Raw genomic sequence first — 17,777 nt, forward strand, 5'->3', positions numbered from 1 at the left:
CCCCTCAGTCCCATTCCAGGCCGCCGCGGCGCCACACGTAGGCGTAGGCGACGAAGACGGTGAGCACGAAGAGCAGCATCTCGACGAGCCCGAAGATCCCCAGGGCGTCGAAGGTGACGGCCCAGGGGTAGAGGAAGACAACCTCGATGTCGAAGACGATGAAGAGCATCGCCGTCAGGTAGTACTTGATGGGGAAGCGGCCGCCGCCGGCCGGCATCGGGGTCGGCTCGATGCCGCACTCGTAGGCGTCGAGCTTCGCCCGGTTGTACCTTTTTGGACCGATCAGCGTGGCCATGACCACGGAGAAGATCGCAAACCCTGCGCCGAGGGCGCCGAGCACGAGGATGGGCGCGTACGCATTCACGCTCCTCGCTCCTTCCAGTCGTCCTTGACCGTTGGACCGCCGCCGGCGCCGCGCGCCCCGCCTCGCGAAGATCGTGCACATGTGAGGCAGTTCACAAGCCGGACTGGTGCGCATCTTATGCCTGCTCGTCTGTGATCTGCGACACGGGTAACAACACCGAGTTTGTGATCTCCACCACCTGACGAACGATCATGAAGTCCGATGAGTGGTGATCTTCATACGCGAAGCATCCGCATGATCACCAAAGGTGACATTCGAGCCCGTTCTCGCAGGTGAAAGGCGCGCTGCTCTATCAAACGGTGGCGCTTGCAGGCAAATTGGCATCGCGGGGCCCGTGGTGATAAGGGGATCCGCGTCCCCCGGTCGGGGGAGGCCGTGTGTACGGAGGTGGACGCGGGGCATACGAGGGTGCGGCGGGCCGCCGAGTGCGTGCATCCGTTCACGAGCCCCTCCCCGCGACCGGACCCCTGCTTCACAGGAAGGTCACGGGCCGGCCACAGCGTCCACATGGCGTGATCCTCCTGTGACCTGCGCCACTCCGAATCAGGCGTTCCGAAAGCGGGCTTGGCCATCTGTGCGGAGGGATGGTAGTCCGTGGATCAATTCGGACTTATTACTGAAACCCCTTGATCACAGCCTTGTGAGGGTGTGTCCGTTTCGCCCGTTACGGCGTCAATAAGAGGCACGGCGCGCCCGGTTCGCGTGCCTTCGCGGGCAACTGTGGCGCACCCCACGTTTCTTGAAGGGACCCCTGGCGCCCTGATAGCGGTTGTCCTCATGTCCCACACCGCTCACATACCCAGCCACCGGAAGCCCCGCCGCAGCGCCTCGAAGCTCGCGGTCCGCGCCGGAGTTGCCGGTGGCGTCCTCAGCACCCTGGCCATGGCCGGCACCGCGAGCGCGTCCCCGTCCGAGCCCGTGGCCGAGACGACGCTCGAAATGCCGGTCCTGAACCTGGACCTGGCGGCCGATGTCGCCTCCGCGGTCACCACGGCCGCCGAGAACACCCGTCTGGCCGCCGTGGAAGGCGAACTGACCGCCCAGGAGGAGAGCGCCCGCACCGGCGCCGCCGCCGAGGCGAAGCAGGCCAAGGAAGCGGCCCAGAAGGCCGCCGAGAAGAAGGCGAAGGAGGAGGCGGACCGCAAGGCCGAGGCCGAGCGCGCCACCCGCGACTCCGACCGCACCTCTCTGAAGAGCACCTCCGGCGCCGCGAAGGCCCCGCAGGGCACCGGCACCGTGACGGCCCCGGCCACCGGATCCGCCGCGGCCATCGTCAACTTCGCCCGTGCGCAGGTCGGCAAGGCCTACGTCATGGGTGGCACCGGCCCGTCCTCCTTCGACTGCTCCGGCCTCGTCCAGGCCGCCTACCGCCAGGCCGGCATCTCCCTGCCGCGCATGTCCCAGGCGCAGTCCTCGGCCGGTACGTCCGTCTCCCTGAACGCCCTTCAGCCCGGCGACATCCTCTACTGGGGTTCCAAGGGCAGCGCGTACCACGTCGCCATCTACGTCGGCGGCGGCAAGTTCGTCGGCGCGCAGAACCCCAGCACCGGCATCGTCGAGCGCAGCCTGAGCTACGACAAGCCGACGGGCGCCGTCCGCGTCCTCTGAGCCCGCCCCTGAGCCCCGCTCAGGCCGCGGCAGCAGACACGGCCGAGGGCCGGTACTCCCCCGCTCGGGGGTGGAGTACCGGCCCTGGAGCCGTTTCCCGGACGGTCCGGGCGGGCCGGAGCCCACGGGCGTCCGGCGCCGTGCGCGCGCTCCCCTCAGCCCAGTGAGGCCGCGAGCCTGAAGCGGGCCTGCCGCTGCTTCCCGTAGAGCGCGAGCGTCTCGGCGTGTTCCTCGACGAGCCGTTCCTGGTACGCCTTCTCGACCGCGGCCCAGATCCCGACGAGGTTCACCTCGCGCTTGCAGGCGACGTCCGCCCGGGCCGCCGTGACGCCCCGGGCGCCGCCCTTCTCGTTCTCCAGGCCCAGCTTCTCGACGACCTCGTACGGGGTGGCGATCCCGCTGTATCCCGACTTGTCCATGCATGAGGACCATTTCGCCAGGACGTCGACGACCCGGGAGTCCTGCCGGGACCGTTCGTGCGCCTCCGAGGCGAGCCCGAAGGCGAAGAGCAGGTCGACGCTGTCCCTGGTCGGCGCGTACAGCTTGCGGTACCCCTCCCGCACGCACCCGCCGGCCGGCACCTTCTGCCCGGCCGCAGTCAGACCGCTGTCCAGATCCGCGGCCTCCTCCTCGGTCTTCGCGTCGGGGGCCGCACCGCCCGGGGCCCCGCGCCGCTCGCCGTACATCACGAGGTGCGCGCTGTCGCTCAGCTCCGGGGCCGCGGGCTTGGACCGGGGGCCCTCCCCCGCCGACTTGTCGTAGCCGTGGGCCGCCGCGTACGCCGGATCGGCCAGGCCGAAGAGGTACCGGTGCCGGTCCTCCCCGGTCCCCGCCACCGACGGCGGGGCCGGCTTCACCCCCTCGTATGTGAAGCCGTACCGCGCCATGCAGCGGGAGACCAGCAGCTGCTGCACCCCGCCCATGCGGCCCCGCTCGGACTCGGAGTCCGTGTACGCGTCCAGGGGGAAGCTCAGCGCGGCCGTCGCCGGGTTGGCGGCGACGGGGCCGAGTCCGGGCTCGCCGCCCTCCGCGCCCGCGGCGCCGGAGCAGCCGGCCAGCGCGGTCAGCACCACGGCCAGCAGGGCGGCCGAACGCGGGAGGGAGGCGGAGCGCATGGCGTGGGACTCCTTCGTCCGGATCAGGGGTGGAGGGTGAAGGTGGCCGAGCTGATCTTGTTCTTGAAGTTGGTCGAGGCGTTGCCGGAGTAACCCGACGGGATCTCGCCGACGTTGCCGTCGATGTTCGCGTCGGTGGCCACCTTCCACGCGTAGACGTCGCGGTTCCGGTAGGACTCGGTGTTGTCGTTCACGTTCGAGGTGCCGCCCGTGCAGCCGCTCTTGAAGTAGTCGTTGTTGAAGTTCAGGTCCTCGCCGTACAGGTCGAATACACAACCGGATTGATTCTGGTTGTAGAAAAGACCGAACTCGTGGACTTCCAGACTTCCGTTCTTGCCCAGGGCCGCGGCCGGCCCGGCCGCGCTCAGAAGAATCATTCCCGCCGATACGACAGCGGCCCCACCCGTGGCCAGAACGCGGAACGCCTTGTTCATTCCCTACCCCTCCGCCGATGAAAATGACGACGCGGGCCGAGCTGTGCTCACGACCCCGTCCGGCCGGGATTCAACAGGGCGGGAAGACCTCCGGCCAAGCCCCTTCTCACCTGATGGACAGTCATGAATGGTTACTCGTAAGGAACTTGTGCGCAGGTCCGGGGCTCCTTACGATCACCCGGCACGCCCTCACCGTCTTCACGGAACGGGCGCGCCGATTCCACTTCTACGGCCGCAAGGGAAATCCGTCGTGCGCGCACGCCATTTCGCACCACTGCTTCTCCTGTGCATTTCACTGACGGGATGCGGCGGCGAGGAGGAGCCCCGGGCGAGCGACAGTCCGCCGCCCACCGCCGCGGAAATCGCGTACCACGACTGTTTGAAGAAGCACGGCGTCGCGATCGTCCACACGGAATACGGCGCGCCCCGCGTGGACAAGTCGAAGCCGTGGAACGAGGAGGCGCACAAGGCGTGCGAGCCGATGCTGCCGCCGCGTCCGCAGCCCGCTCCCGCCACCCCCGCGCAGCTCGCCGCCGCACGGGAGGAAGCCTCGTGCCTGCGGGCCGAGGGGGTCGCCTGGTACCCGGACCCCGACCCGGTCACGGCGGAGACCGACGAGACGAAGGCCACCGCCGAGCAGTGGGCCACGCTCAAGACCCGGCATGCCGAGGCGTTGTCGAAGTGCCGGACCCGCCGGTGATCGGCCGGGCGGGCGGCCGTGTCGAACGGGGCCCCCGAGCCCTGAGAAGATGGCGGCACAGGCCCTGAGCGTCGGATGGAGGTGGTGGTCCCGTGGGCACACAGCCGTACGAGCGCTACGAGCCCCACGAGGCGGGCGACCCCACCGCGGTCCGGGCCGCCCTCGGCCTCGGGCTCCTCGCCGTCGGGGGCTGGCTGCTGAACACCACCCGCCCCTGGCAGAAGCCGGGGCACGCCCTCCTCCTCGCGACCGGCTGGACCGTCTCGGGCGCGCTGCTGGTGTGCGGGCTGGTCCTGCTGGCACGGTGCGTGCGCACGGTGCACGGCGGCCCCGACCCGGAGAACCGGGGGATCCGGGACCGCCGTCCTTGACGAGCAGGCTCCGTCAGGCCTTCGGGGCCACCTTCGAGAGGCCGTTGATGATGCGGTCCATCGCGTCGCCGCCCGCCGGGTCGGTCAGGTTGGCCAGCATCTTCAGGGTGAACTTCATCAGCAGCGGGTGGGTCAGGCCGCGCTGCGTCGCGACCTTCATGACCTTCGGGTTGCCGATCAGCTTCACGAAGGCGCGGCCCAGCGTGTAGTAGCCGCCGTAGGTCTCCTTGAGCACCTTCGGGTAGTTGTGCAGCGCCAGCTCGCGCTGCGCCGGGGTGGACCGGGCCTGCGCCTGGACGATGACGTCGGCCGCGATCTGGCCCGACTCCATCGCGTAGGCGATGCCCTCGCCGTTGAAGGGGTTGACGAGGCCGCCCGCGTCACCGACCAGCAGCAGGCCCTTGGTGTAGTGCGGCTGCCGGTTGAAGGCCATCGGCAGGGCGGCGCCGCGGATCGGCTGCGTCATGTTCTCCGGGGTGTAGCCCCAGTCCTCCGGCATCGAGGCGCACCAGGCCTTCAGGACCTCGCGCCAGTCCAGCTCCTTGAAGGCGGAGGAGGAGTTGAGGATGCCGAGGCCGACGTTGGAGGTGCCGTCGCCCATGCCGAAGATCCACCCGTAGCCGGGCAGCAGCCGGTCCTGCGGACCGCGCCGGTCCCACAGCTCCAGCCAGGACTCCAGGTAGTCGTCGTCGTGCCGCGGCGAGGTGAAGTACGTGCGCACCGCGACGCCCATCGGGCGGTCCTCGCGCCGGTGCAGGCCCATGGCCAGGGACAGCCGGGAGGAGTTGCCGTCGGCCGCGACGACCAGCGGGGCGTGGAAGGTGACCGGGGTCTTCTCCTCGCCCAGCTTCGCCTGCACGCCGGTGATGCGGCCGGTGCGGGCGTCACGGACGGGCTCGCCGACGTTGCAGCGCTCGTACAGCCGGGCGCCGGCCTTCTGGGCCTGGCGGGCCAGGATCTCGTCGAAGTCGTCACGCTTGCGGACGAGTCCGTACTCCGGGTAAGAGGCGAGTTCCGGCCAGTCCAGCTGGAGCCGCTGCCCGCCGCCGATGATCCGCAGGCCCTTGTTGCGGAGCCAGCCGGCCTCTTCGGAGATGTCGATGCCCATCGCCACCAGCTGCTTGGTGGCGCGCGGGGTCAGTCCGTCGCCGCAGACCTTCTCGCGCGGGAACGCCGTCTTCTCCAGCAGCAGGACGTCCAATCCGGCCTTGGCGAGGTAGTAGGCGGTGGTCGAGCCGGCGGGCCCGGCCCCGACGACGATCACGTCCGCGGAGTGTTCGGAGAGGAGCTCGGTCACTGCGGGGTCTCCCGAAGGCTCGATATAGGGTGCCAGGCGGCACCGGACATGTGCAGTCTATGCAGCGAGAGTGATCGCGATCCGAAGGGCTGCCCCGATGACGACTTCGCCGACCCGGCCCCCGCTCCCGGCGGTGGGCCTGCGCGTGCCCACCGACGAGGACGCCCACGCCTGGCACCGCGTCTTCAACGACACCGATGTGATGGAGTTCCTCGGCGGTCCCGCCGAGTTGTCGGAGTACGAGGAGTTCACCGCGCGCCAGCGGATGCACGACGCACAGCTCGGCCTGTGCCTGTGGACGCTGCTCGACGGCGACGGTGAGGTGATCGGCTTCACCGGGGCGCAGCCGTGGCCGGTGGACAAGGAGTGGGGGCCGGTCGGGGAGATCGAGATCGGCTGGCGGCTCGGCCGGGCGGCCTGGGGCCGCGGCTACGCCTACGCCGCGGCGCTGGCCACCCTGGAGCGGGTCCGCGGGGCCGGGATCGAGCGGGTGGTGGCGATGATCCACGCCCGCAACGCCCGCTCGGTGGCGGTGGCGGAGCGGCTCGGCATGACCCTGGCCGAGGAGTTCACCACGCCGGGCGGCAACCCGGCCCGCCGCTACGCGCTCGCCCTGTAGGACGAAAGAGAACGATCCGTGTCCCACGACGCCCCCAGTCGCCCCTCCACCACCGTCACCCGCGTCTCTTCCGTGCTGACGGTGTGGTGGGCCGCGTCTCCGCTCGCCCTGATCGCCGGCTACCGCCTCACGGCCGCCGCCCCCGTCCTGGTGTGGATGGCCCTGACGGGTGTGGTCGTCGCTCCCGTCGCCGGGCTGGTACTGGCGCATGCGGGGGGCCATCCACGTGCACGCCGGCGCTTCGCCGTCATGACCGGCGTGTCCCTCGCCGTGTGCGTCCTCGTCTACGCCTTCTGGCAGTTCGCCATGGAGTGCGCTCCGGGCGACCCTTCCTGCTCGCCGTAGCGACCGCCGTCCGGAATAGCCAATTCCGCACCTTGCCCGCCACTGAAATACACTCCCTTACCCCTATCACCCCCTGTGCACAACAGAATATTTTCGGCCGATCTTCACGGAATTGGTCTCCCCGGGCAGGACGCGAACGACCCTTCGGTTAGGTTGATCGACAAGTGCGGGCGCTTTCGGCTGTCGACCGAGATCGCCGGACCGGTGCCGGGGGGAACGAACGCATCGGTCTGCTCATGAGCGCTCCGTCGCGCACGCCCGCGCCCCTTCAGACCACACTGCTGCTCAGGCCGGCGCCCCACCTGGTTGCGGCGCACCGACAGGAGTTCGAGCATGGCCGACGAAATGGTGCTCAGGGCCCAGAGTTACCTCAACACGACCTACCGGGGAAAGCTGGGGATCGAGCCGCTCATCGAAAACGGCGTCACCAGCTGGAAGGTGATGTTCGCGCTCACCCGCGCCCTTCAGTACGAGCTCGGGATATCGTCCCTGTCCGACACTTTCGGACCCACGACGCTGAACACCCTGCAGTCGAAATTCCCGACCATCAACAGCGCGACGTCCAACAAGAACATCGTCTGGATCGTCCAGGCCGGCCTCTACTGCAAGGGCTACGACGGCGGCGCCTACGACGGTGTCTTCAGCTCCCGCGTGTCGGCGGCCGTCACCAAGCTGAAGCAGGACATGGGGGTGGCCTCCACCTACCCCGGAGACGGCCTGGTCCCCAAGGTCTTCAAGGGCCTGCTCAACATGGACGCCTACGTCACCGTCAACAGCGGCTCGGAGAACATCCGGGCCGTCCAGCGGTGGCTGAACGGCTCCTACGTCAACCGCCGGGACTTCTTCATCATCCCGGCCGACGGCCACCACTCCCGCGACGTCGCGAAGTCCATGCTGTTCGCCGTGCAGTACGAGCTGGGCATGGCCGACGGCACCGCCAACGGCGTCTTCGGACCCGGCACGCAGAGCGGACTGAAGAGCCACACCGTCTCCACCGGATCCTCGGGCACCTGGGTCCAGCTGTTCTCCGGCGGCATGGTCCTCAACCAGCGCCCCGTGTCCTTCACTTCCAGCTTCACTGGCGCGCTCGCCACGGCCGTCAGCGACTTTCAGTCGTTCGTGAAGCTGCCCGTCACCGGCACCGGCGACTTCTCCACCTGGGCCTCCCTGCTCGTCTCCTACGGCGACCAGTCCCGCAACGGCGAGGCCTGCGACGGCATCACGCTGATCACGCCCGCCCGAGCCGCCACGCTGAAGGCCCAGGGAATCAAGTACGTGGGCCGGTACCTCACCAACCCCGTCCCGCCGAAGGACGACAAGGACCCGTTGCGCCACAAGGCGATCCAGCCCGGCGAGCTCAAGACCATCGCCGACAACGGGCTCCGCTGCTTCCCGATCTACCAGACGTTCGGCCGCGACGCCTCCGACTTCAGCTACCCCCTGGGCCGTGCGGCCGCCCAGTCCGCGATCAACGCAGCGCTGGACCACGGCTTCAAGCCGGGGACCCGGATCTTCTTCGCGGTCGACTTCGACGCGCTCGACCAGGACGTGTCCAACAGCGTCCTGCCGCACTTCAAGGGCATCCAGGACGCCATCGCCGACGACGGCAACCGCTTCGCCGTCGGCGTCTACGGCCCCCGCAACGTCTGCACCCGGGTGGGCGAGGCCGGCCACGCCTCGGCCTCGTTCGTCTCCGACATGTCGTCCGGCTTCTCCGGCAACTTCGGCTACCCGATGCCGGCGAACTGGGCCTACGACCAGATCGTCACCCGCACGATCGGCTCCGGTGACGGTGCGATCAACATCGACGTCAACATCGCGTCGGGGCGCGACACGGGCCAGAACTCCTTCAACACCCCCCGCACCGCGCTCCCGGACACCAACCTCGCCTCCAGCGTCATCGGGGCGATGCGGACGGACGTCGGCAAGTACATGGAGTCGATCGGTTTCCCGAACGACGGCGGGGTCAGGACGTACGGCCACGAGACGTGCTTCCGCAGGGTCGTCGTCGAGTGGGACACCGTGATCACCCAGCTCGCCTACAAGTACAAGATGCGCAAGGCCCTCATCCAGACCTCGTGCTACTGGGAGATGCGGCACATCGACGCCATCGACCTCGGGGCGGACGCGGCCATCCGCACCAAGTACCTGGCCGGCGGCTCGTTCGAGGACAGCTCGACCGGAATCGCCCAAATGTTCGGCAGGACTGCCGTCCTGGCATGGAACTACGCCATCCAAAAGGGCTACGCGACGGGCACGATCCGAAACGTCGGCAGTGACAAGGACAAGTTCGAGCTCTGGGACAAGCTCCGGGAGGACGACTCCTTCGCCATCCAGAGCGTTCCCCTCGTCCACCTCTGGAACGCCGGCGGCGCGCCCGGCAACTCACCCGCCGAAACGGTCCTGAGGCCCATGAGCCTCGACTACACGGAGAGCGAGATCTACCAGATCCTGCGCCGCTACCAGGGGACGGCGGACTCGGAGGCCACCGAGCACGCGAAGAAGCGCCTGGCGCTCTACCAAGTCATGGAGAAGTACAACTCCATTTCCCGCAACGTCTGACGCCGGCCATCGGTACGAGGAGACAAGAAGTGACCGGAAAGATATCTCGCCGCACCGTCCTGCGGCGTGCCGCCTTCGTGGCGGTCGGCGTCGCGGTCGGCTCGCAGCTGGCCACACCCGCCCACGCCGTGGGCCCCGCCCCCGACCCGGCCCACGTCCGGGACGCGATCAAAAAGGCCCAGGAACGCGAGAAGCGCGTCCAGACCGGCATCCCCTCGACGAACGGGTGGGAGATGGAGAAGGTCGCGGACGACCACGGCAGCATCTACACCCGCCCCGTCACCGGCCTCCCGGTCGGCGGGATCCAGATCCGGATGGCCGACGTCGAGACCGTGCTGGTCCACGTGGTACGCCGGTTCCACTACGAGGTCGAAACCCTCCGCGGCGGCGACGTCACCGGCTGGGTGCAGCCGGGCTCCGTGCGCAAGGGCCTGCCCGAATCGAACCTGGCGTCCGGAACCGCCGTGCGGATCCGCTCCGGTGCCTACCCCGCCGGAGCGCGCGGCGGCTTCTACCCGCTGCAGGAACTGACCCTGCGCGACATCCTCGCCGACTGCGAGGGCGTGGTGCGCTGGGGCGGCGACGACAGGAAGCCGGACGAGTCGCTCTTCTACATCGACGTGCGACCCGGCGACGAACGGCTCGGCAAGGTCGCGGCGAAGATCTGGGACTGGAACTACACCCCCGGCCAGGGATCGGGAGTCCTCGTGGACACCCTCCAGCCGCAGCGCCGGACCGCCGCCGATCGGCTCGCGGGCCGGCAGTCGTGATCAGCGGGAGCGGGTCCGGGCCGCACCGGCCCCGGCCCGCTCCCCCACCGGACGTCCCCTAGAAGACGGACAGGCCCGTCAGGGTCGTGAACCGGTCCAGCGCGGCGACGCCCGCGACCGAGTTGCCCCGGGCGTCCAGCCCCGGGCTCCACACGGCGAGGGTGCACTGGCCGGGGACGACGGCGACGATGCCGCCGCCCACCCCGCTCTTGCCGGGCAGCCCGACGCGGTAGGCGAACTCGCCCGCCGCGTCGTACGTCCCGCAGGTCATCATCACCGCGTTGACCTGCTTGGCCTCGCTGCGGGTCAGCAGGCGCGAGCCGTCCGCGCGCAGCCCGTGCCGGGCCAGGAACCGCCCGGCACGGGCCAGGTCGGCGCAGGTCATCTCGATGGAGCACTGCCAGAAGTAGTGCTCCAGCAGTGCGGGCACCGGGTTGTCGATGTTCCCGTACGAGGCCATGAAGTGCGCCAGGGCCGCGTTGCGGTCGCCGTGCCCCTGCTCGGAGGCGGCGACCTCGGCGTCGAAGCCTATGTCCGGGTTCTGGCTCTCCTGCCGCAGGAACTCCAGCACCTCGCTGCTCGCGTCGCCCGTCAGCGTCTGGAGCCGGTCGGTGACCACGAGGGCGCCCGCGTTGATGAACGGATTGCGCGGAATGCCGTTCTCGTACTCCAGCTGCACGAGCGAGTTGAACGGGTTGCCCGAGGGCTCCCGGCCGACCCGCTCCCACAGGCTGTCGCCGCCCTCGGCCAGGGCCAGGGCGAGCGCGAAGACCTTGGTGATCGACTGGGCGGAGAAGGGCACCTCCCAGTCCCCCACCCCGAAGACGTTCCCGTCGAGATCGGCGACGGCCATCCCGAACTGCCGCGGGTCGACCGCGGCGAGCGCCGGGATGTACTCGGCGGGCGTGCCGCTGCCCAGCAGCGGGGCGACGTCGGCGGCGATCCGCTCCAGCAGGGGCTCGTAGTCCAGGGACCCGGCGTCGGGCGGCAGGGCGTCGGGCACGGCGGTCAGGCCTTGGTGCCTCTGTGCAGCGCGACGATGCCGCCGCTGAGGTTGCGCCAGGCCACCTTGGACCAGCCGGCCTTCTGCAGCAGGCCGGCCAGCGCGGGCTGGTCGGGCCATTCCCGGATGGACTCGGCGAGGTACACGTACGCGTCGGGGTTGGACGACACGGCGCGGGCCACGGGCGGCAGCGCGCGCATCAGGTACTCGGTGTAGACCGTCCGGAACGGCGCCCAGGTGGGCTGCGAGAACTCGCAGATCACGACCTGCCCGCCGGGCTTGGTCACCCGGTACAGCTCGCGCAGCGCCGCGTCGGTGTCCTGGACGTTGCGCAGGCCGAAGGAGATCGTGACGGTGTCGAAGACGTCGTCCTTGAACGGCAGCCTCGTCGCGTCGCCGGCGGTCAGCGGAAGCCAGGAGTTCCGCTTCTTGCCCTCCATGAGCATGCCCAGGGAGAAGTCGCACGGGACGACGTACGCGCCGGTCGCCGCGAAGGGCAGCGAGGAGGTCGCCGTACCGGCGGCCAGGTCGAGGACCTTCTGCCCGGGGCGCGCGTCGACCGCCTTGGCGACCTCCTTGCGCCACACCCGGTCCTGGCCGAGGGAGAGGACGTCGTTGGTCAGGTCGTAGTTCGCCGCGACCCTGTCGAACATGGAGGCGACTTCGTGCGGCTGCTTGTCCAGGGAGGCCCTTGTCACTGGCGTTCGCCCCTCGTGTTGCGATGCGGATCGGCGGGTACGGCCCCATCCTCTCAGGCCGCGTGGGCCCCGCCGGTGCCGCCTCCCCGGCGGGCGCCCCGCTCAGCGGCGCAACGCCTCGGCCGGCTCGATCCGGGACGCCCGCCATGCCGGATACAGGCCTGCCAGCACCCCGGTCAGCAGTCCGATGGCGGGTGCGGCCAGGACCGTGAGCGGGTGGATGACCGGCGTCCATTCCCGGATCACTGCGACGAGGACGACGGTCATGCTGCCCAGGGAGGTACCCACGAGGCCGCCCAGGGCGCCGAGGGCCCCGGACTCGGCCAGGAACTGCAGGCTGATGTGACGCCCGCGGGCACCCAGCGCACGGCGCAGCCCGATCTCGCCGGTTCGTTCCAGAACGGCGACCAGTGTCGTGTTGGCGATCCCGACCGCCCCGATGATCAGGCAGATCCCGGCGAGTATGAGGAAGAGCTGGCCGAGGTCCGAGGACACGTTCGTCCGCAGGCTCTTCGGATCCGCCGGTGCGACCGCCTTGAGGTAATCCGGATGGTCGGGACGCAGGGCCGTCGGGGCCAGTTCCGCGACCTGCCGGGCCGCCCCCAGCTCGGTGGCGATGATCATCCTGGCGTCACCGCCCCGGGGAGGCCCGAAGACCTCTTCGGCCGTACTTCGGGGCACCACGACGGAGAGCAGCAGGTCCGCCTTGCGCTCCACGTCGCCGATGATCCCCACGACGGTGAACGGTTCCTCGCCGATGAACACGGCGGGGTGCGTTGAGACCGTGGTAATCCCGAGCCGGGCGGCGGTGGCCGCGCCGAGGACCGCGACCCGCTGGCGGCTCTCGGAGTGGTAGTCGTCGAAGAGCCTGCCCTGGTCCAGTGTCGGTACGGCGGCCCGCAGGGCGCCGGGGGACGCGGCGACCACGTCGAGCCGCTCGCCCTCGGAGTCCGCGCCGACGGGCGAGGAGCTCACGGTGGTACCGGAGGTGAGCCGCACGCCGTAGTACACGCCGGCATGCGTGACACCGCTCAGGCGGGCGATCCGCCGGTCCGCGTCTGCAGGGAATCCTGGGGCCGCGAATTCGTTCCGGCTCTGTGCCACGTCCTCGACGGTCACCTCCGTGGCACTCAGCACGTTGAAGCGTGCGTCGATCTGGGACGAGGTCGTCGCGGTCAGGCCGAGGATCGCGACGAACGACCCGACGCCCAGTACGGTGCCCAGGGCCGTGAGCATCGAACGGGCGGGACGCTGCAGGATCCCGGCCAGGGCCTCGGCGAGCGCGTCGCGCGCCGCCAGCCTCGAATGCTGTACGCGGTCTCGCGGCGGCCCTTCCGACCGCAGGCCGCGGATGCGGGCTCGGACCCGGACGCGGCTCGTCATGCGGTCACCTCGACGCGTGCCGCGCGCTCGGACAGGACGCCGTCCCTGATGGTGACGGTGCGACCGCCCCTCTGCGCCACCTCCGGGTCGTGCGTGATGACGAGGACGGTCATCCCGTCCCGGTGGAGTTCGTCCAGGAGGCGCAGGACCGTCTGCGCGTTGGCGGTGTCCAGGTTTCCGGTCGGCTCGTCGCACAGCAGCAGAGAGGGGTTGCCCACCAGGGCGCGGGCGATGGCCACGCGCTGCCGCTCACCGCCGGACAGCCGGGCCGGGAGGGCGTCGACCCGGTGGCCGAGCCCCACCCGCTGGAGAACCTCCCCGGCCCGGGGCAGCCGTTCACGCCGCGGCACCCCGTTGTAGAGCATGGCCAGGGCGACGTTCTCCTGGGCCGACCGGTGGGGGAGCAGGTGGAAGGACTGGAAGACGAAGCCGATGCGCCTGCCGCGCAGCGCGGTGCGCCGGGCGTCCCCGAGGGTTCCGGTGTCGATGCCGTCCAGCATGTAGGTGCCCGAGGTGGGCGCGTCCAGGAGTCCGGCGATGTTCAGGAACGTGGACTTGCCCGAGCCCGACGGACCGATGATCGTGACGAACTCCCCGGCCTCCACACGGAGGTCGCCGGGACGCAACGCCTCCACCGGCGGCGGCCCGGGATAGGTGAGTCCGACCTGCCGGAACTCGATGACGGGTGGCTTGTCCCCGGCCTCCGGGGCGACCGTCGCATCCGTCACGGCTTGCCGGCCTTACCGCCACGTGCCGCCGGAGCCTGCTTCACTCCGGTGACCACCTCGTCCCGCTCGTTCAGGGTGCCCGGAACGCTGGGCACGACTTCGACGAAACCGTCCCCGACGGTGCCCGCCTTGACGGGGACCCGCCGCTGGGCACCGGCGGAGTCCACCACGGTCACGCTGGTGAGGCCGTCCGCTCCCGCCGAAACGGCACTCGCGGGCACGACGAGGGCGGCGCCGTCCGTTGCGGCCGCCTCGATGGTCAGACGTACGTCCTGCCCCGCGAGCGAAGGGTCCAGCGGCTGGTCGGAGCGGACGGTCAGGGCGTAGCCGGACTGGCCTGCGGGCCCCTGGCCCTGGCCCTGGCTCTGGCCCTGGCTCTGGCCCTGGCCCGAGTCCTGACCGGTTCCGCCGCCCTGGGGAGCCGCTTTGGGGACGGACAGCTTGTCGTCCACCGACTGCACCTGTGCGGCCGCGGTGATGCGGCTCACCTCTGACTGGATCTCCACCTTCTGGCCGGTGCGCACCAGGCCCTTCTGGTGCTCCTTGAGCTGCGCCCGCACCACGAGTTCCCCGGCGGACAGCGTCATCGCGGGACCGGAGACCTTGCTGCCGATGCTCACGTTGACGGTGTCGACCCGGGCGGGAAGCCCCTCCAGGAAGACCACCTCTCCGGCGGGCAGCATCGGCCCCGCCTTGGCCTGGACGTCGGCCAGCCGGCGGCGGGCCTTGTCCAGGTCTTCCTGAGCCCGGTTCACCGCGAGCCGGGAATCCGGCTCCGCGGGAGCCGGCTTGCCGGAGGGCGTGCCCGACGCCCCGGCCGCGACGCCCCCGGAGCTCCCGGCCTTCGCGGCCGCGCGGGCGTCCTGCAGGGCCCGTTCGGCACCGCTCACCGAATCCTGTGCCGCGGTCACGGCCTCTCCGCCGTCCGTCGACGCCGGCAGGGGGTCGTAACCGATCGAGGCGTAGAAGGCGGTCAGGGCGGCCTTCGTGCCGGCACCGAACTGGCCGGCCTTGTCACCTCCGCTGCCGTGCCCCATCGCCGCCAGTCCCCGCTGAAGCTGCGCGACGTCGTCTCCGGTCGCTCCGGGCTTGAGGTCGCGGTAGACGGGCGTCTTGCCGGGGAGGACGAACAGCGGGCGGCCGGAGACCTCCATGAGTACCCGGCCCGCAGCGGCCTCGCTCCCCTGTGCGAGCGGCAACTTGGTCACCACCGCCGCCGCGGTCCCTTCGCCTCCTCCGGAGGGGGCGACCTGGACCGTCTGCGCGGCGCTGGCCGTACCCCGGACGATGAGCGTGTCGCGGAGCACTCTCTTCTCCACCGGGGACGTCAGCACGTCCAGGGGCGGCGGGCCCGCTTCCGCAGCCGCCTGGGCGGGCGACTTGATGACGAAGGACGACCCCATTCCGACCGCCGTGAGCAACACGGCCCCGCCGGTCACGACACCTATCCAACGGCGACGACGCGAAAGCCCGGCAGGCGCCGAGGCCTTCTGAGAAACCACGAGTTCCGACTCCTTCATCCCGCTCCCCCGGCGATCCGGATCGCACAACTCCATTTTTATTACCAAGCGTCACATTCGTTTTGGCCAAGTCCTGGACGCGACAGACGTCGATCCATATCAGGTTGCAAAGGCGCATGCATGTCGCATTAACTGGCGCGCGACCCGGACATTCGAACTCTAACCGAACGGCCCGAGTGCCCGGCGAGCGACTTTCTGAACGTCATCCACCTCACAGACCACCTCACTTGACAAACGGGAGAATGAATCCATGCGCACTCGCAACTTACTGCGCGGCATCGCCGCAACCGCCCTCGCCCTGTCCGCAGTCGCCGTGAGCACGGGCTCGGCCTCCGCCGGCGACAAGGAGAAGGACGGATACCTCACCAGCACCGAGTTCGGCCTCTTCTGCTACGAGAACCAGGAGAACTCCGTCTTCGACCTCTGGTACAGCGACCCGAACTTCACCGACGACTGGTTCAAGGGCTCCCGAAGCTGCGCCGGCCAGAACGTCAACGACAACACCCGTTCCTACCTGAACGGATCCGGGTGCGGCTGGTGGGTCTTCACCCACATCGACATGATGGGCAACCAGGGGTGGGTCCCCTCGGGGCACCGCGGCAACGCCACCGCCGCGTACCGGGACCAGATCTCCTCGACCGCCATCGGCTGCTGACGCCGCAACGAATCACCCACGGCTCCCGCGCCGAATTCACTTTCACCAGAAATAGTCTTGACAAAACAGGGGGAAATCCATAATGCGCACTAGCAACGTCCTGCGGGGCATCGCCGCAACCGCTCTCACCCTCACCGTGCTCGGCCTCACCGCGAGCACCGCCTCCGCTTCCGGCTGGAAGGACGGATGGCTCGACAGCACGGAGTTCGGCCTCTTCTGCCAGTCGGACTACAAGAACTCCGTCTTCGACCTCTCCGCCAGCGACGACAACTTCGGCGACGACTTCTTCAAGGGGTCCCAGAGCTGCGCCGGACAGATGGTGAACGAGAACACGGCTTCGTACATCAACAACAGCTGCGGCTTCTTCGTCTTCACGAACTCCGGGATGACGGGCGACAAGGGCTTCATCCCCGAGGGCCACCGGGGCAACGCCTCCGCCAAGTTCAAGAACCGCATTTCCTCGGCCGGCCGCTACTGCTGAGAACCAGAGCGTGCCCTCGGTACGCCGCCCGCCGGTCCCGCACCGGACGGGCGGCGTACCACGCCCCCCGAACCGCTGTTTCCGGAGCACCCATGACCCCCTCCCGCCCCTCCCGCACCCTTCCGCGCCTCGTCGCCACCGCCGGGTTGCTGACCGCACTCTCCCTGACCGGGTGTTCCTCGACGGATTCCGGCGCCGACAGTGACGGTCGCGAACCCGAGGCCGGAGCCGCGCCCCAGATCCTGCACTCGGCCGAGCTGACGCTTCCGCTCGACACGTACATCGCACGTGGCGACAGGATCACCTTGCTGACGCGAGCCCAGAACACCCTCATCGACCAGTGCATGAAGCGGTACGGATTCCGGTACGCGGCCGCGGGGGGCAACGCGATGCCGAATGACCGGGCCCGCCTGTACGGGCTCTCGGACGCCGATCAGGCGACTCGCCACGGCTACAAGAACACCGACTTCGCGTCGGGCCCCGGACAGCAGGCCGCACCGCAGCCGCAGCTCGGCCCCAATGAAGCACTGTTCCTGAGCGGCGAGAAGGAAGTCGACCCCTCCAAGCCGGTTCCCATGAGCCAGGAGGAGGCCGAACAGACCGGCCAGGGCGCGATCAGCGTCGGCGGACAGCAGGTGCCGGCCGGCGGGTGCCGCCGCGAGAGCTACCTCAAGCTCTACGCCCCGACCAAGGACGCGGTCGACATCATGCTCCCGCAGAACATGGTGACCGACTCCTACCTGCGGTCGGGCGAGGACAGCAGGGTCCGCAAGGTCACGCAGGAGTGGTCCGCCTGCATGGCCGAAAAGGGCTACAAGACCGACGACCCGGTGTCGCCGCAGGCCGACCTCGGGTTCCAGTCGGCCCAGGACTCACCCCAGGCGATCGCGGCGGCGCAGCACGATGTCTCCTGCAAGGAGCGCACCAACCTGGTGGGCGTCTGGCACACCGTCCAGACCGCGTACCAGAACCGGCTGATCGAGAAGAACGCCGAGACCCTCGACCTGGCGAAGAAGCAGATGGAGGACCGGCTGCGGCTCGCCGCCCAGCTCACCGGCACCGGCTGAGCCCCGGGCGGCGCGGGCTCCGTCGTACCCGGCCGTGGCGGTGCCGGTGCCGCGCCG

General features: G+C 69.7%; 19 protein-coding genes. 10 read left to right on the top strand and 9 right to left on the bottom strand.

Going from position 1 to position 17,777, the window contains the following annotated elements:
• Positions 1–4: 4 nt before the first annotated feature.
• Positions 5–364, bottom strand: coding sequence for an NADH-quinone oxidoreductase subunit A (locus AB0O53_RS16770; RefSeq protein WP_030842484.1), 360 nt, complete (start codon positions 362–364; stop codon positions 5–7).
• 777 nt (positions 365–1,141) lie between these two features.
• Here AB0O53_RS16770 and AB0O53_RS16775 point away from each other — a divergent pair.
• Entirely contained in the window at positions 1,142–1,972 is an 831-nt protein-coding gene (locus AB0O53_RS16775) for a C40 family peptidase (protein ID WP_350992959.1), read from the top strand.
• A 155-nt stretch (positions 1,973–2,127) separates the two neighbouring features.
• Here the strand turns inward: AB0O53_RS16775 and AB0O53_RS16780 are convergent, their stop codons facing one another.
• A complete protein-coding gene (locus tag AB0O53_RS16780; protein WP_365196239.1) occupies positions 2,128–3,087 on the bottom strand; it encodes a hypothetical protein in 960 nt (319 codons plus the stop codon).
• Positions 3,088–3,110: 23 nt separating this feature from the next.
• Entirely contained in the window at positions 3,111–3,464 is a 354-nt protein-coding gene (locus AB0O53_RS16785; RefSeq protein ID WP_350992963.1) for a hypothetical protein, read from the bottom strand.
• 436 nt (positions 3,465–3,900) lie between these two features.
• Between AB0O53_RS16785 and AB0O53_RS16790 the strand changes: the two genes are divergently transcribed.
• Together AB0O53_RS16790 and AB0O53_RS16795 are read left to right on the top strand one after the other, a co-directional pair.
• Positions 3,901–4,221, top strand: a complete 321-nt coding sequence (locus tag AB0O53_RS16790; RefSeq protein ID WP_350992965.1) for a hypothetical protein — start codon at positions 3,901–3,903, stop codon at positions 4,219–4,221.
• Between the two features lie 92 nt (positions 4,222–4,313).
• Complete coding sequence (locus AB0O53_RS16795; RefSeq protein WP_350992966.1) at positions 4,314–4,592, top strand: hypothetical protein; 279 nt, start codon at positions 4,314–4,316, stop codon at positions 4,590–4,592.
• Between the two features lie 13 nt (positions 4,593–4,605).
• On the opposite strand, the gene AB0O53_RS16800 is transcribed toward AB0O53_RS16795, so the two are convergent.
• A complete protein-coding gene (locus AB0O53_RS16800) occupies positions 4,606–5,889 on the bottom strand; it encodes a geranylgeranyl reductase family protein (RefSeq protein ID WP_030653424.1) in 1,284 nt (427 codons plus the stop codon).
• A 97-nt stretch (positions 5,890–5,986) separates the two neighbouring features.
• On the opposite strand from AB0O53_RS16800, the gene AB0O53_RS16805 reads away from it, so the two are divergent.
• The 4 genes from AB0O53_RS16805 to AB0O53_RS16820 all read left to right on the top strand — a co-directional run bounded on the left by AB0O53_RS16805 (position 5,987) and on the right by AB0O53_RS16820 (position 10,185).
• The gene (locus AB0O53_RS16805; protein ID WP_350992970.1) at positions 5,987–6,508 is read left to right on the top strand and encodes a GNAT family N-acetyltransferase; all 522 of its coding nucleotides are present in this window, start codon (positions 5,987–5,989) and stop codon (positions 6,506–6,508) included.
• 18 nt (positions 6,509–6,526) lie between these two features.
• On the top strand, positions 6,527–6,853 hold the full coding sequence (locus tag AB0O53_RS16810) for a hypothetical protein (protein WP_350992972.1): 327 nt from the start codon (positions 6,527–6,529) through the stop codon (positions 6,851–6,853).
• A 333-nt stretch (positions 6,854–7,186) separates the two neighbouring features.
• Positions 7,187–9,415: a glycoside hydrolase domain-containing protein gene (locus tag AB0O53_RS16815; protein ID WP_365196244.1), complete on the top strand. Its 2,229-nt coding sequence runs from the start codon at positions 7,187–7,189 to the stop codon at positions 9,413–9,415.
• A 29-nt stretch (positions 9,416–9,444) separates the two neighbouring features.
• Complete coding sequence (locus tag AB0O53_RS16820; RefSeq protein WP_350992976.1) at positions 9,445–10,185, top strand: hypothetical protein; 741 nt, start codon at positions 9,445–9,447, stop codon at positions 10,183–10,185.
• A 58-nt stretch (positions 10,186–10,243) separates the two neighbouring features.
• On the opposite strand, the gene AB0O53_RS16825 is transcribed toward AB0O53_RS16820, so the two are convergent.
• The 5 genes from AB0O53_RS16825 to AB0O53_RS16845 form a co-directional block, all read right to left on the bottom strand.
• On the bottom strand, positions 10,244–11,155 hold the full coding sequence (locus AB0O53_RS16825; RefSeq protein WP_350993207.1) for a glutaminase: 912 nt from the start codon (positions 11,153–11,155) through the stop codon (positions 10,244–10,246).
• A gap of 38 nt (positions 11,156–11,193) precedes the next feature.
• Complete coding sequence (locus AB0O53_RS16830; protein WP_350992978.1) at positions 11,194–11,886, bottom strand: demethylmenaquinone methyltransferase; 693 nt, start codon at positions 11,884–11,886, stop codon at positions 11,194–11,196.
• 102 nt (positions 11,887–11,988) lie between these two features.
• Positions 11,989–13,269, bottom strand: coding sequence for an ABC transporter permease (locus AB0O53_RS16835; protein ID WP_365196248.1), 1,281 nt, complete (start codon positions 13,267–13,269; stop codon positions 11,989–11,991).
• Positions 13,266–13,997, bottom strand: coding sequence for an ABC transporter ATP-binding protein (locus AB0O53_RS16840; RefSeq protein WP_350992982.1), 732 nt, complete (start codon positions 13,995–13,997; stop codon positions 13,266–13,268). The genes AB0O53_RS16835 and AB0O53_RS16840 overlap by 4 nt, the downstream gene beginning before the upstream one ends.
• Positions 13,994–15,436, bottom strand: coding sequence for a peptidoglycan-binding protein (locus AB0O53_RS16845; RefSeq protein ID WP_365196250.1), 1,443 nt, complete (start codon positions 15,434–15,436; stop codon positions 13,994–13,996). The genes AB0O53_RS16840 and AB0O53_RS16845 overlap by 4 nt, the downstream gene beginning before the upstream one ends.
• Before the next feature lie 331 nt (positions 15,437–15,767).
• Between AB0O53_RS16845 and AB0O53_RS16850 the strand changes: the two genes are divergently transcribed.
• The 3 genes from AB0O53_RS16850 (at position 15,768) to AB0O53_RS16860 (ending at position 17,720) form a co-directional block, all read left to right on the top strand.
• Positions 15,768–16,172, top strand: coding sequence for a hypothetical protein (locus AB0O53_RS16850; RefSeq protein ID WP_350992985.1), 405 nt, complete (start codon positions 15,768–15,770; stop codon positions 16,170–16,172).
• 82 nt (positions 16,173–16,254) lie between these two features.
• The gene (locus tag AB0O53_RS16855; RefSeq protein WP_350992987.1) at positions 16,255–16,653 is read left to right on the top strand and encodes a hypothetical protein; all 399 of its coding nucleotides are present in this window, start codon (positions 16,255–16,257) and stop codon (positions 16,651–16,653) included.
• Between the two features lie 92 nt (positions 16,654–16,745).
• On the top strand, positions 16,746–17,720 hold the full coding sequence (locus AB0O53_RS16860) for a hypothetical protein (protein ID WP_350992989.1): 975 nt from the start codon (positions 16,746–16,748) through the stop codon (positions 17,718–17,720).
• Positions 17,721–17,777: the final 57 nt, after the last annotated feature.

The sequence above is a fragment of the Streptomyces erythrochromogenes genome, assembly GCF_040684695.1.
Classification (GTDB): domain Bacteria; phylum Actinomycetota; class Actinomycetes; order Streptomycetales; family Streptomycetaceae; genus Streptomyces; species Streptomyces erythrochromogenes_C.

Coding starts and splice junctions, on each gene's coding strand:
- AB0O53_RS16775 (WP_350992959.1), top strand. CDS start 1,142: ATGTCCCACACCGCTCACATACCCAGCCACCGGAAGCCCCGCCGCAGC.
- AB0O53_RS16780 (WP_365196239.1), bottom strand. CDS start 3,087: ATGCGCTCCGCCTCCCTCCCGCGTTCGGCCGCCCTGCTGGCCGTGGTG.
- AB0O53_RS16785 (WP_350992963.1), bottom strand. CDS start 3,464: ATGATTCTTCTGAGCGCGGCCGGGCCGGCCGCGGCCCTGGGCAAGAAC.
- AB0O53_RS16805 (WP_350992970.1), top strand. CDS start 5,987: ATGACGACTTCGCCGACCCGGCCCCCGCTCCCGGCGGTGGGCCTGCGC.
- AB0O53_RS16815 (WP_365196244.1), top strand. CDS start 7,187: ATGGCCGACGAAATGGTGCTCAGGGCCCAGAGTTACCTCAACACGACC.
- AB0O53_RS16835 (WP_365196248.1), bottom strand. CDS start 13,269: ATGACGAGCCGCGTCCGGGTCCGAGCCCGCATCCGCGGCCTGCGGTCG.
- AB0O53_RS16850 (WP_350992985.1), top strand. CDS start 15,768: ATGCGCACTCGCAACTTACTGCGCGGCATCGCCGCAACCGCCCTCGCC.
- AB0O53_RS16855 (WP_350992987.1), top strand. CDS start 16,255: ATGCGCACTAGCAACGTCCTGCGGGGCATCGCCGCAACCGCTCTCACC.
- AB0O53_RS16860 (WP_350992989.1), top strand. CDS start 16,746: ATGACCCCCTCCCGCCCCTCCCGCACCCTTCCGCGCCTCGTCGCCACC.